General features: G+C 57.5%; 12 protein-coding genes. 6 read left to right on the top strand and 6 right to left on the bottom strand.

The window, feature by feature from the left end:
• Positions 1-2 precede the first annotated feature (2 nt).
• From BXY66_RS16280 to leuS, 5 genes are all read right to left on the bottom strand, one after another.
• Complete coding sequence (locus BXY66_RS16280; protein WP_132861439.1) at positions 3-596, bottom strand: glutathione S-transferase family protein; 594 nt, start codon at positions 594-596, stop codon at positions 3-5.
• A gap of 66 nt (positions 597-662) precedes the next feature.
• Positions 663-977 (bottom strand): hypothetical protein, encoded by a 315-nt coding sequence (locus tag BXY66_RS16275; protein ID WP_132861438.1) that lies wholly within the window; start codon positions 975-977, stop codon positions 663-665.
• A gap of 141 nt (positions 978-1,118) precedes the next feature.
• Positions 1,119-2,144 (bottom strand): DNA polymerase III subunit delta, encoded by a 1,026-nt coding sequence (gene holA, locus BXY66_RS16270; RefSeq protein WP_132861437.1) that lies wholly within the window; start codon positions 2,142-2,144, stop codon positions 1,119-1,121.
• Entirely contained in the window at positions 2,141-2,707 is a 567-nt protein-coding gene (gene lptE / locus BXY66_RS16265; protein WP_243694406.1) for an LPS assembly lipoprotein LptE, read from the bottom strand. Before lptE ends, holA begins: the two co-directional genes overlap by 4 nt.
• Positions 2,708-2,732: 25 nt before the next feature.
• On the bottom strand, positions 2,733-5,300 hold the full coding sequence (gene leuS / locus BXY66_RS16260; RefSeq protein ID WP_132861436.1) for a leucine--tRNA ligase: 2,568 nt from the start codon (positions 5,298-5,300) through the stop codon (positions 2,733-2,735).
• 191 nt (positions 5,301-5,491) lie between these two features.
• On the opposite strand from leuS, the gene BXY66_RS16255 reads away from it, so the two are divergent.
• Positions 5,492-6,751 carry a glycosyltransferase family 4 protein gene (locus tag BXY66_RS16255; protein ID WP_132861435.1) on the top strand — a complete coding sequence of 420 codons (1,260 nt, stop codon included), beginning with the start codon at positions 5,492-5,494 and terminating at the stop codon, positions 6,749-6,751.
• Between the two features lie 72 nt (positions 6,752-6,823).
• Here BXY66_RS16255 and BXY66_RS16250 read toward each other — a convergent pair whose 3' ends face one another.
• The gene (locus BXY66_RS16250) at positions 6,824-7,342 is read right to left on the bottom strand and encodes a DUF3576 domain-containing protein (RefSeq protein WP_132861434.1); all 519 of its coding nucleotides are present in this window, start codon (positions 7,340-7,342) and stop codon (positions 6,824-6,826) included.
• A gap of 292 nt (positions 7,343-7,634) precedes the next feature.
• Between BXY66_RS16250 and BXY66_RS16245 the strand changes: the two genes are divergently transcribed.
• The 5 genes from BXY66_RS16245 (at position 7,635) to BXY66_RS16225 (ending at position 12,266) form a co-directional block, all read left to right on the top strand.
• Positions 7,635-8,531, top strand: a complete 897-nt coding sequence (locus BXY66_RS16245; protein WP_165929221.1) for a porin — start codon at positions 7,635-7,637, stop codon at positions 8,529-8,531.
• Between the two features lie 371 nt (positions 8,532-8,902).
• Positions 8,903-9,790, top strand: a complete 888-nt coding sequence (locus tag BXY66_RS16240; RefSeq protein ID WP_132861432.1) for a porin — start codon at positions 8,903-8,905, stop codon at positions 9,788-9,790.
• Between the two features lie 360 nt (positions 9,791-10,150).
• Positions 10,151-11,041 (top strand): porin, encoded by an 891-nt coding sequence (locus tag BXY66_RS16235; protein ID WP_165929220.1) that lies wholly within the window; start codon positions 10,151-10,153, stop codon positions 11,039-11,041.
• Between the two features lie 112 nt (positions 11,042-11,153).
• Positions 11,154-11,810, top strand: coding sequence for a YggS family pyridoxal phosphate-dependent enzyme (locus tag BXY66_RS16230; protein ID WP_132861430.1), 657 nt, complete (start codon positions 11,154-11,156; stop codon positions 11,808-11,810).
• Between the two features lie 63 nt (positions 11,811-11,873).
• Complete coding sequence (locus tag BXY66_RS16225; protein ID WP_132861429.1) at positions 11,874-12,266, top strand: hypothetical protein; 393 nt, start codon at positions 11,874-11,876, stop codon at positions 12,264-12,266.
• The last annotated feature ends 6 nt before the right edge of the window (positions 12,267-12,272 follow it).

Genomic DNA, 12,272 nt, shown 5'->3' with positions numbered 1-12,272 from the left:
CCTTATCTCTTTATCTTTTCCAACAGCGTTCGAAAGGCCGGACGCGAGCGTGTGCCCTTGATGTAGTTGACCACCGCTTCATTGTCCGTCGGGAAACCTGCAACTTTGGCCCATGTGGCACATTGTGTCAGGATGATATCAGGAACCGTGAACATCTCACCCATCAAATAGGGGCCGTTGGCACGGCTCATGACGTTCCGGATATTCCGCTCGAATTCCCAGATCAGCGTGTCTTTGAGCTCTGGAACACGCTTGTCTTTGGGGAGGATAAAAGTGTGGCGACTGGCGGTCCAAAGGAGACCTTCGATCTCGTCGAGGATCATTTGGGTAAAGCCGTCTTGTTTTGCGCGTTCGACGGTACCGGCAGGATAGGTCAATGCGCCGTGTTTGTCCGCGAGATAGGTCAGGATCGCCGTGCTGTCGGTCAAGAGCGTGTCGCCGTCCATGAGCACCGGAATCTTGCCCGACGGGTTCAACTCTTTCACGCGGTCGCTGTGCGGATTTTCCGGGGCGTGCTCATAGGGCTGGCCGAGTTCTTCGAGCAGCCACATGACGCGGAATGCCCGGCTGGTGGCACTGCCAATAACTTCGTACATGTCGGTTCCCCTTCTTGAGGCTGGTGGGTGCGATAACAAAGACGGGCGCAGTACCCTTCAGGTTCTTTAGAAGTCCCTTGTCATTCCCGCATCGGTCAACTCTGGCAGGCTCATGCCATTGCATAGGTTCGCGTTTGGTCCCGCCGGGTTGCCTTCTTCGTCGAACAAGATGCTCAGCGCGGCGGATCCAAGTGACAGGTACAGGCTGCTGCCGTCGTCTCTGATTCCGGAAAGAAAAAGAAACGCCTGCGTTGTGCCGGAGCCGTCCGTACTTTCCATGGAACACACGAGGGCGTCCGGATGATTTTCGGAAAGGCTGCCTGCAAGGGCGGGAAACGGGCTTATAAGCAGTGCTGTGAGAGCAAGAGGGAGTGATTTCATGACGGTTTCCTTGGGTTGCGGCGTCGCGCCCGATTGTTGGCGAACAGGCTGCTCAGTCGTGCGGTCCTGCGCAGAAAACCCGTAGTGTGGAGCAATTTCAAGAGCGTATCGGAACTTGTGGGCTGGAGCCGCAGCAGGTGATCAACGCCGCGCCAGCATCGATAGGCGCAGGAACAGGCGTTCAACCAGCGCCATGTCAGGGGCGCGTTGGCCTGCAGACCGAAGTTGGAGATCGGTGTCGGTCAGGCCGGTGAGGGCCTGTTCCAGCTTGGGGGCACCCCAACCAGATGCCTGTCGCAACATGCGGTCGCGTCGAGGCCCGAAAATCGGCGGGCGCATGCGCGCGATGCCCTGCGCGGCACCTCCGGGATCAGAGGCAGCTGTGTAAAGCGCACGGAAATGTCGCGTGGCGGCGATCAGAAGCGCAACCGGATTGGTGCCTTGCGCTTCCAGCTTGCGAAGCACAGGCCCGAGTTCCTGCGCGCGTCCTTCGGCAACGATGTTCAGCACGTCATCCAACGCGGCTTCGGTAGACACCGGCGCACAAGCTGCGACGTCGTCGGAGGTGACCGGCAGGTCGTCGTTGAGTTTGTAGAGCGCCAGTTTTTCAACGGTTTGGCGGAAGTCGCCAGGATCGAGTTCGCGCGACAGGTTGAAGAGATCCGTCATCGCCTCATGATCCACATTTCTCAGGCCTGCGGCGTTGAGTTCGCCTTCAATCTCCTCACGACTTGGGGGATCGTTGTAAATTCCCACGGCGTATGCGTTCGCGTGACCCTCGAAAGCCTTGCGGATCTTTGAGCTGGCTTTGAGTTGGCCGGCGGTGACGACGATCTGTGCGTCACCCGGTGCCCAGTCTTCGAGGGCGGCGAGAATGGCAGGTGCGGCGTTGTCGTTGGCATCCTCGACAAAGGCGACGCGCGGGCCGGGAAAGAAGCTGATTTCTTTGGTCGCGTCCAGAAGTCGTGCCTTGTCCTTGCGCAGTTCGGCGCCGGGGATGCGTGTCAGGCGCATCTCCTCTTCACCCTGAGGTCCGATCAGGGCTGCGACTAGTTCCTGTCTTTTGAGGGCGACGCGCATGGCGTCCGGCCCGTAGATCAGAATGCCGGTCTTGTCCGGGTCGGGCTTGCCGAAGTAGCGGTTGGCGTCGCGCGCAGATAGTTTCATAGAGGGTTTTTGGTCGCGTAGGCCTGAAGGTCGGCGACGATCCGGTCGGCGATGACAATCATCAGGCGTTCGTAGGCGTCTTCCTCGGCAGCCAGTTCAGAAACGGTCGAACCGCTTGCGGAATAGCCCACAAAGCTGCTGGCTTTACCGGATGTGAGAACTTTTTTCGTTTGGGAATCGCGCAGCGCGTAGGTGACTTCCGCAAAGATGTCGAACCGCGAGGTGACCTGTGCAACGGTCTTACCTACGGCTCTGCGTCGTGTTTTTATCGAGTGCGACAGGCCGTAGGCACCGGTGGACGTCCGCCCGAGGCGGTCTTCCAATTCGCGAACCAGCAAGTAGCTCGCGTTGTTGTTGGCGGGCGCATCCATGACCACCTGCCCCAACAGACCGTCTGCGGCTCCCGATGTCCCGTAAACGGGTTCAAATCCGCAGCCTGCCAGCGCGGGTGCGCCGGCTGCGGCGAGCAGGAGAAAGCCCCGGCGGTTCATCGTTTTTCCGTTTGAACGGGATCGGTTGTCGTCGTCAACGGCCACAGGCTTTGACGCAGAAAACCGATGCATGATCTCAGTGCTAACGGGAAACGATTTAGATGACGACATTCACGATCCGGCCGGGGACAACAATGAGTTTCTTGGGCTGGGCCCCTTCCAGCCGGCTGGTGACAGCTTCGTGCGCCAGAACCAGTTTTTCAACCTCTTCCTTTGGCATGTCTTTGGCGACGGTGATTTCGCCGCGACGCTTGCCGTTTACCTGAATTGGCATGGTGACATTTGCTTCGACCAGCATGGCGTCATCGGCAACTGGCCAAGGCGCGTTGATGATCAGGCCTTCGCCGCCCTGATGGGACCAGATGTCTTCCGCGAGGTGCGGTGTCATCGGGGCCATGAGCTGGGCCAACGTCATGATGGCTTCGCGTTTTGCAGCTTTGCCAGCCTTGGATTTCGCAATGGTGTTTGTGAAAGCATAGAGCTTTGCAATCGAGGCGTTGAAACCGAAGCTTTCCACACCCAGCGTTACATCGCGGATTGCCTTGTGCATTTCACGCAGCAGTTCTTCGTCGCCCTGACCTTGGGCGCCGTCGTCCATCTCGCCAATCTTGTCGCAAAGGTTCCAGACGCGGGTAAGGTGCTTGTAGGCTGCTTCTGCTCCGGAGGCAGTCCACTCCACATCCCGCTCGGGCGGGCTGTCTGACAACACAAACCAGCGGGCCGTGTCAGCGCCGAAGCTGGTGATGATGTCGACGGGGTCCACCACGTTGTTCTTGGACTTGGACATTTTGGCAGAGGGTACGATGTCGACTTCGGTACCATCTTCCTTGAGCAACGCCTTGCCATCGCGCAGTTCAACCTGTTCGGGATAGTAGTATGTCGGGCGACCGCTTTGGTTTTCCCGCTTGTAGATCGCGTGGGTCACCATGCCTTGGGTGAAGAGCGCGTCAAACGGCTCCTTGGCACTTTCGGGCAGATGGCCGCAGATGTGCATCGCGCGGGCAAAGAAGCGCGAATAAAGCAGGTGCAGGATCGCGTGCTCGATGCCACCGATGTATTGGTCGACGTTCATCCAGTAGGCGGCATCCTCGGCCACGGTGGGCGTGTCGGCCTTTGGCGCGGTGAAGCGGGCGAAATACCACGAACTGTCCACAAAGGTGTCCATCGTGTCGGTTTCACGTTTCGCCGGAGCACCGCAGTTTGGACAAGAGCAGTCGCGCCACGTCGGGTGGCGGTCTAGCGGGTTGCCGGGTACGGAGAAGTCGATTGGCTTGCCAGCTTCGTCATAGGGAAGTTCGATCGGCAGGTTTTCTTTCTTTTCCGGCACGACTCCACAGCTTTCGCAATGCACAACAGGGATCGGGCAACCCCAGTAGCGCTGGCGGGAGAGACCCCAGTCACGCAGGCGGAAGTTGGTGACGCCTTTGCCCCAACCGGCTTTTTCGGCGAAGTCGATGGTGGTATCGATGGCTTCCTGGCCAGTTGCCTCGTCCAGACCTGCGAAGTGGTTGACCCACTTTACCTTTTCTTCCTTGCCCGGAACAAACGCGGTGGCGTCGACTGGTGTTTCATCTCCAAGTGCAAAGAAAGTATCGATGACTGGAAGATCGTATTTGCGGCAGAAGTCGAGGTCGCGCTGGTCATGGGCCGGGCAGGCGAAGATCGCTCCGGTGCCGTAGTCCATCAGGATGAAGTTGGCGATCCAGACCGGCAGTTCCCAGTCGGGGTTCAGCGGGTGTTTCACGCGGATTCCGGTGTCGTAGCCCAGTTTTTCCGCGGTTTCGATGGCTTCCTCGGTGGTGCCACCTTTGCGGCATTCCGCAACAAAGGCGGCGACATCCGGATTCTGCGCCTCAAGCTCTTTGGCAATTGGATGATCCGGCGAAATGCCCACAAAAGACGCGCCCATGAGGGTATCCGGGCGGGTGGTGTAGACGGTGATAGGATCGCCTGCGTCCGTGCGTTCAAACGAGAATTCGAGACCGCGCGATTTGCCGATCCAGTTTTCCTGCATCAGGCGGACTTTGGCGGGCCAGTTGTCCAGACCGTCGAGCGCGGTCAGCAATTCGTCGGAGTAATCCGAGATCTTGAAGAACCATTGGGTGAGTTCGCGTCGTTCCACCAGTGCGCCGGAACGCCAGCCGCGGCCGTTTTCGACCTGTTCGTTGGCCAGAACGGTCATGTCGACCGGATCCCAGTTCACAACGGCGTTTTTGCGGTAAACGAGGCCCTTTTCAAGGAAATCGAGGAAAAGCGATTGTTGCTGGCCGTAGTAGTCGGTGTCGCAGGTCGCAAACATGCGCGACCAGTCCAGCGAGAGGCCAAGCGGCTTCATCTGTTCGACCATTGTGTCGATGTTGGCGTATGTCCAGTCTTTGGGGTGGCCGCCAGATGCCATCGCCGCGTTTTCAGCCGGCATGCCAAACGCATCAAAGCCCATCGGATGCAGTACGTTGTGCCCGGTGGAGATTTTGTAGCGCGCGATCACATCCCCCATGGTGTAGTTTCGCACGTGGCCCATGTGCAGTTTGCCCGACGGGTAGGGAAACATCTCCAGCACATAGTATTTCGGCTTGGACTCGTCCCGAACGGCCTTGAAGGTCTCGTTCTTGGCCCAGGCGTCTTGCCAGCGGGCTTCTATCTCTGCGGGTGTGTAGCGCGACATTTGGCGTGCCCTTGTATCTGCGATTCTGCGGTGGCCGCGCCGGATGCGCGACGTTCGTTCCGGCAATCTGATAGGCTTGCTTTGCCTTATGGTCCAGTGCCGAGCCATGAAAATGCACCGGTTGCGGGCTTACGGGTGCCAGAATCTGCGATATACATTGACAAAACAGCGTGATTTCGCGGGCAGGCAGTATGAAAATCCTTTTTATCCACCAGAACTTTCCAGGCCAGTTCAAGCATCTTGCACCGGCTTTGGTGGAAAGAGGTCACGAGGTCGTTTCCCTGACGTTGCGGGTCAAAGAACCCGGCACGTGGAAGGGCGTGCGGCTCGTGCCTTATGAGCTCAAGCGGGCACCATCGAAGGGGTTGCACCCCTGGCTGGTGGATTTCGAGACCAAATTGCTGCGGGCGGAGAGTTGTTTTGCAGCCGCGCGCAAGCTGCGTGACGGAGGCTTTACGCCGGATGTGATTGTCGCGCATCCCGGTTGGGGTGAACCGATGTTCCTGCGCGATCTGTGGCCGACGGCGCGGATCGGGCTTTATTGTGAGCTCTATTACACCAACCGAGACACCGATGTCGGTTTCGATCCCGAGTTCCCGAAAGCCGAAAAAGAAACGGATGCGATCCGGTTAAGGCTCAAGAATTTGAACAACACGATGCACCGAGATGTCGCGGATATGGGGATCAGCCCGACGCAGTTTCAGGCCGCGACATATCCGGAAGAATGGCAGGACATAATTTCTGTCATACATGACGGCATCGACACCAATGTGGTGAAGCCCAATCCGGAAGCGACATTCGAACTGCCCGATGGACGGGTTCTTAGCCGAGATGACGAGGTGGTCACATTTGTGAACCGAAATCTTGAGCCGTATCGCGGCTATCACGTTTTCATGCGCGCCTTGCCAAGGCTGCTCAAAGAGCGACCCAATGCGCAGGTTCTGATCGTTGGGGGCGACGAGGTGAGCTATGGGGCTGCTCCACCGAAGGGTCAGACGTGGAAACAGATTTTTATCGACGAGGTGCGCGGCCGTATTCCGACGCCGGACTGGGAGCGTGTTCACTTCCTTGGCAAGGTGCCATACGGCAATTTCCTGTCGATGCTGCAGATCACACGGGCGCATGTGTATCTGACATATCCTTTTGTGCTCAGTTGGTCGCTGATCGAGGCAATGTCGATTGGTGCTCCGATTGTCGCCAGTGACACCGCTCCACTACAAGAAGTGATCACCGACGAAGAAACAGGTCTTTTGTTTCCTTTCTTTGATGGGGAGCGGATGGTCGCACAGATCAGTCGTGTGCTTGATGATGCGGCTTTGCGGGACCAGATGGGCGCGTCAGCGCGGGCTTTGGCTATTGAGGGCTATGATCTCGAAAGCCGGTGCCTGCCGCGACAGCTTGCGTGGATCGACGAGCTTTTTGCCAAGACACCGGGGCCGATCAAGGTTTGAGTTTCTGAAATACCAGAAAGAAAAAGGCCGCTCACGAGAGCGGCCTTTGGCGTCTTTGATCTTTTGGCGGGTTCAGAACCGGCTGTCTTCGATGCGGATTTGGCGAGCGCGTGTCAGGATCGCGTCTTCTACGGCGCGCACGGTACCTTCGGAAACGGCTCGACCGCCTCGGGTTTGCATGGCCACGTTCAGTGAACGCGCGTCCAGCGCCGCATCGCGGATGTAGACCGTGGCACGGTAGCTGCGGCCGCCGCCCGGCGGCGTACCGTAGCCGGTGGAAATTACGCCCGAAAACGGATCCACGGTCTGGATCGGCAGGAAGCCGAGAACCTCAAGCGAAGCCGCCCAGAGATATTTGTTCACGCTGAGTTGGACATCGCTGTTGTCCGGGCCGAATAGCGTCCAGATAGACTCTGTCTTGTTGCTGTCAGATGCGTTGTAGCCGTCGAGCGGGTTACCAGTGACATCCCTATCGCCGGATCCTGATCCTACTGCGGTGCTCGTGGGGGCTGCGGTCTGGTTGCCGCATGCCGTGGTCAGAGCCAGTGTGCTCAGGAGAATAATCGTTGCCGTGCGGCGGAATAGGTCCATGGTACAGCCTTTAGAAACGTTCCGATACTGTCCTAGCCAAGCAGACCGCGTTGGGCAAGATGAATAGTCGGTTCCGGTTACATAGGCGCAGGCCAATGGACTCCTGTTATATAGAGAGGCGGAAGAGGGTGCGAAAATCGAGTGTGACATGTCTGCACCATTTTGTGGCGCATTGGATCGGCAGCTTCCGGTTTCCTTGCAATGAGACCCCCAAAAGAGCGAAACGTGTCGCCATACCCAGCTTGGGATTCTCTGAGTTGGGCGCATGAATTGGAAAACCGAGGGAAAAACTATGAAAAAAGTTCTCTTTGCAACCACCGCGCTGATCGCGACCGCGGGCATGGCTGCAGCAGAAATCAACTTTGGTGGTTCTGCACGTTTTGGTGTGATCTATGACTCCACCCCGACCGCAGCTGACGAACTGGCCATCCACAACCGTTTCACACTGAACATCGACGGTTCTGTTGAAACCGACACCGGCATCGAGTTCTTCGCTCGTGTACGTGTTCGTGGCGGCAACACCGGCACCGGCACAACCTCCGCTTCTGGCGTTTCCGCGCCTCGCGTTGGTCTGTCCGTAGCAGGCTTCACCCTGGCAACCGGCAACATCCTGGGCGCGCTGGAAAGCACACCTGGTCTGTATGACGGCGCAGTTGGCCTCACCGGTCTTGGCTGGAAAAACCTGCCGACCAACACTCTGAACGACGGCTATTGGGGTTGGGACTCGTTCTCCTCCGCAGGTGGCGGCGCCAACGGTGTTGAAGTGATCTACTCGAACGCTGGCTTCGGTGGTCACCTGTCTTGGTCCGGTACCGGCACCGACCGTACCGCACTGAACCTGTCCTACAACTTCGGCGACTGGACTGTTGCTGCTGGTTACCAGGACGACTCCGGCGCGGGTGACACATGGTTGCTGACCGCTGGTGGTTCCTTCGGTAACTTCGGTGTTGGCGCAGCATACGCTGACAACCCGACCACCCAGAAATGGCGCATCAACGGTTCCGCATCCTTCGGTTCCGGCACCACTGTAACCGCATTCGTTGCAGACGAAGACGGCGCAATCAAATACGACACCACCTGGGGTCTGGGCTTCACCCACTCCCTCGGCGGCGCAGTTCTGGCCGGCGGTGTAGTTGGCGACGAAGGTGGCGAAAACCAAGCCGACCTGGGTGTTCGTTTCTCCTTCTAATTCGGAAGAAGAGACACCTAATAGAGAGAGGCGGAACTTCGGTTCCGCCTCTTTTCTTTTGCGCTAGTTTTCGAACTTGATTCCCAGAAGATCCACGGGGTGGACACTCAGCGCGACAGCCACCACGCTGTCAAAAATAAGCAACAAATTGCTTAGAAAATCTTCACATAACATTATGATTTTTAAAGCTAAACCCCGACATTTGGCGGCTTTCCGCTTATGGTTTGATCAAAAAATCGCCGACGGTCAGGCTGCTGAAATTTCAAGAGCGGAAAGCGCCTTGTAGGCAAAAAAAATCGCTGCAAAAGAGGGCTCGCGCGCACCCGGAAACAAGGGTCTCACAGCGCGCTAACCAACTCATAGGAAGTGTTATGAAAAACGTTCTCCTCGCCTCCTCGGCGCTTCTTCTTTCCGCTGGTGTGGCCGCTGCGGAAATCAACTTCTCCGGTTCTGCCCGTTTCGGTGTGATGTATGACTCTACCCCGACTGCGGCTGATGAACTGGCCATCCACAACCGTTTTACATTGAACATCGACGGCGTTACCGAAACTGACTCCGGTATCGAGTTCTTTGCCCGTGTACGAGTTCGTGGTGGCAACACCGGTACAGGTACGACCTCAGCTTCCGGCGTTTCCGCGCCACGCGTCGGCATGTCCATCAACGGTGTGACCGTTGCAGTCGGCAACATCACAGGTGCCTTGGAAGAGACCCCCGGTCTGTATGATGGCGCGGTTGGCCTGACCGGACTTGGTGACCTCAACGTTGTTGCGATCACCGATCAGAATGGCGGCAACTGGGACAGCTTCAGCTCTGCTGGCGGCGGCGTAAACGGTGCTGAAGTGCTCTTTTCGACCGGAGCATTCGGTGCGCACTTGTCCTACAGCCCGGTTACGGATCGCACAGCGGTGAACGCGTCTTACAACTTTGGCGACTGGACTGTGGCGGCAGCCTATCAGGACGCCGGTCTCAACACCGACGACAAATGGGTTCTGACGGCAGGCGGTTCTTTCGGTAACTTTGGTGTTGGCGCGTCCTACGGTGACAACGACGGTGTAGCCAAGTTCCGCGTGAACGGTTCCGCAGCTGTTGGTTCCGGAACCCGTGTAACCGCGTTTGTTGCGGATGACGAAAGCGCAACTGATACCCTTTGGGGCCTGGGCTTCACCCACTCCCTCGGCGGTGCGGTTCTTGCCGGTGGTGTCGTAGGCGACCAGGATGGCGAAAACCAAGCTGATCTGGGTGTTCGCTTCTCCTTCTGATCCGACGGATAGCACGAGAATTGAAGGCAGGGCGTTGGCCCTGCCTTTTTTGTTGCGAGCGCAAATGAGGATTGGGAATCGCGCCTGAGGCTGAGAACCGCCGCCACTCGGGTGTCGGTCGATCCGATCAATAAAGCTCAAATTGTTTCTAAAAATGTCCGGAAATCTCTGAATTTACATCCAATTTTCGAGGATTGGGCAACTTCTCGCTAACCTCTTGTTCAACATTCCGCCGATCAAAACACTCACTCAGCCGACGTGTGATTTTCGCCGTTGAACACGAAGCTGTGAAGGATCAAGGGGGAGATGAGATCCCGAAAACGGGGCGCTCCTCCCATCCAAACCTTCATAGGAAGTGTCATGAAAAACGTTCTCCTCGCGTCTTCCGCGCTGATCCTCACCGCTGGTGCTGCGGCTGCGGATATCACCTTCTCCGGCTCCGCCCGCTTCGGTGCCATCTATGACTCGTCGCTGACGGGCTCTGATGACAAGCTGGGTATTCACAACCGTTTCACCCTGAACATCGACGCCGCAACTGAAACCGACTCCGGCATCGAGTTCTTTGCCCGCGTTCGTATTCGTGGCGAAAACGAAGGCAACGGCGCAACGTCTTCTTCCGGTGTGTCCGCGCCTCGTGTTGGTCTGCGGGCGAATGGCGTCGAATTTGCAGTTGGCAACATCGAAGGTGCCATCGAGGAAATGCCCGGCCTTTATGACGGTGAAGTTGGTCTGACCGCTCTGGGCGATTTGAACGCGGTTGGTAAGACAGCGCGTACCGATGACAACTGGGACTCGTTCAGCTCTGCCGGTGGCGGTGCGAACGGTGCCGAAGTGAAATACTCGGCCAACGGTTTCTCGACACATTTGTCTCATAGTCCGGTCAGCGGCCGCACAGCGTTGTTTGCGGCTTACGAGCAATCCAACTGGTTTGTCTCTGGCGGCGTGCAATCCGGCGAAGTGGCGATCGACGACAAGGTCATTGTCACCGCGGGAGCGACCTTCGGGAACTACGGCATTGGCGCGGGTTACGCGGACAACGACGGCACCTCCAAGTGGCGTCTGAGCGGAACAGCACAAGTTGGGTCCGATACTATGCTTACCGCCTTTGTTGCGGAAGATGACTCCGCGACCGAAACCCTCTGGGGCGTAGGCTTCAATCATGGCCTTGGCGGCGCACGTCTTGTTGGTGGTGTTGTCTCTGACGAAAACGGCGAAAACCAGGCTGACCTTGGTGTTCGGTTCAAGTTCTAAGCGACCCTGTCGTTTGAGCAACGAGGGGCGGCGCAACGGCGCTGCCCCTTTTCTTTTGTGGTGGTTTGGTGTTCTTTGCGCCGACACGATCAACCCGACGTTGGAGGCCGCCTTGTCGCTGAGCGAAATCACCGCCCGAATCCACAAAGCTGAGGAACTTGCCGGACGCACGGTGGGAGAAACCCAGTTGATTGCGGTGTCCAAACGCCAGCCTGACGCCCGCGTTGCTGAAGTGCTTGAAGCGGGACATCGGGTGTTTGGCGAGAACCAGGTGCAGGAAGCGGCTGGAAAATGGCCGGGTTTCAAAGAGCAATTTGGTGATGTGGCTGTGCATCTGCTTGGGCCGTTGCAAACAAACAAAGCGCGTCAGGCAATAGGGCTTTTTGACGTGATCCATTCTCTGGACCGACCAAAACTAGCAAACACCGTGGCACGACTGGCGCAGGAGACAGGTGGATGTCCTGATCTGTTCATACAGGTAAACACCGGCGAGGAACCGCAAAAAGCAGGGGTCCTGTTGGATGATGTGGACAGATTTGTGACCGAGTGTCGGGACATGGATCTGCCAATCGTGGGCTTAATGTGCATCCCGCCGATCGAAGAAGAACCATCATTGCATTTTGCATTGCTTGCGAAACTGGCAGCGCGGAACGGGCTTAGCGGGCTGAGTATGGGCATGAGCGGCGACTTTGAGCGGGCGGTGGCGTTGGGCGCGACGCACGTTCGGGTGGGTTCGGCAATTTTCGGAGAGCGCCCGACGCAAACGTGATTGTGCCTGAACCACAAGGCCGTGCAACAGTGAGTCCAAATGATTTGGTTCAGGAGTTTCACGATGCGTTTTCCTATTTTGCTTTTGTCGCTTTGCTTGAGCGCAGGTGCAGCTTCGGCAGAGTTTTCCCTGCGGTTTGACGGATGGGGCAACATCCCTGCCTGCAACAATGGCAACCCCAAATCGGTGCCCAACCCCGAGTTCATATTGACGGATATTCCCGCTGGCACGACGACTGTGCAATTCTATTTCAAGAACCTGAATGTACCGGCCGCCAATCGCGGTGCCAGCAAGCGTTTGCCGGTGCCCGCGGACGGTCGCATTCCGGCGGGCACCTTCAACTACCGTGGGCCCTGTCCGGTCAATGGTGTCAATACGTACGAATGGAAGGTGACCGCACGTGCTGGCAATCGAATGAGCGGAAATGCCAAGGCGCGCCGCGACTACCCTGAGTGACCGGGG

It is taken from the genome of Shimia isoporae (assembly GCF_004346865.1).
GTDB lineage: Bacteria > Pseudomonadota > Alphaproteobacteria > Rhodobacterales > Rhodobacteraceae > Shimia > Shimia isoporae.
The sequence above is the reverse complement of the archived record's forward strand: the minus strand, read 5'-3'. Positions and strand labels throughout refer to the sequence as shown.

What these genes read in the sequence shown, in the direction of transcription:
- lptE (WP_243694406.1), bottom strand. Translation starts at nt 2,707, where the DNA reads ATGCATCGGTTTTCTGCGTCAAAGCCTGTGGCCGTTGACGACGACAAC.
- BXY66_RS16275 (WP_132861438.1), bottom strand. Translation starts at nt 977, where the DNA reads ATGAAATCACTCCCTCTTGCTCTCACAGCACTGCTTATAAGCCCGTTT.
- BXY66_RS16280 (WP_132861439.1), bottom strand. Translation starts at nt 596, where the DNA reads ATGTACGAAGTTATTGGCAGTGCCACCAGCCGGGCATTCCGCGTCATG.
- BXY66_RS16250 (WP_132861434.1), bottom strand. Translation starts at nt 7,342, where the DNA reads ATGGACCTATTCCGCCGCACGGCAACGATTATTCTCCTGAGCACACTG.
- BXY66_RS16245 (WP_165929221.1), top strand. Translation starts at nt 7,635, where the DNA reads ATGAAAAAAGTTCTCTTTGCAACCACCGCGCTGATCGCGACCGCGGGC.
- BXY66_RS16240 (WP_132861432.1), top strand. Translation starts at nt 8,903, where the DNA reads ATGAAAAACGTTCTCCTCGCCTCCTCGGCGCTTCTTCTTTCCGCTGGT.
- holA (WP_132861437.1), bottom strand. Translation starts at nt 2,144, where the DNA reads ATGAAACTATCTGCGCGCGACGCCAACCGCTACTTCGGCAAGCCCGAC.
- BXY66_RS16235 (WP_165929220.1), top strand. Translation starts at nt 10,151, where the DNA reads ATGAAAAACGTTCTCCTCGCGTCTTCCGCGCTGATCCTCACCGCTGGT.
- BXY66_RS16225 (WP_132861429.1), top strand. Translation starts at nt 11,874, where the DNA reads ATGCGTTTTCCTATTTTGCTTTTGTCGCTTTGCTTGAGCGCAGGTGCA.
- BXY66_RS16255 (WP_132861435.1), top strand. Translation starts at nt 5,492, where the DNA reads ATGAAAATCCTTTTTATCCACCAGAACTTTCCAGGCCAGTTCAAGCAT.
- leuS (WP_132861436.1), bottom strand. Translation starts at nt 5,300, where the DNA reads ATGTCGCGCTACACACCCGCAGAGATAGAAGCCCGCTGGCAAGACGCC.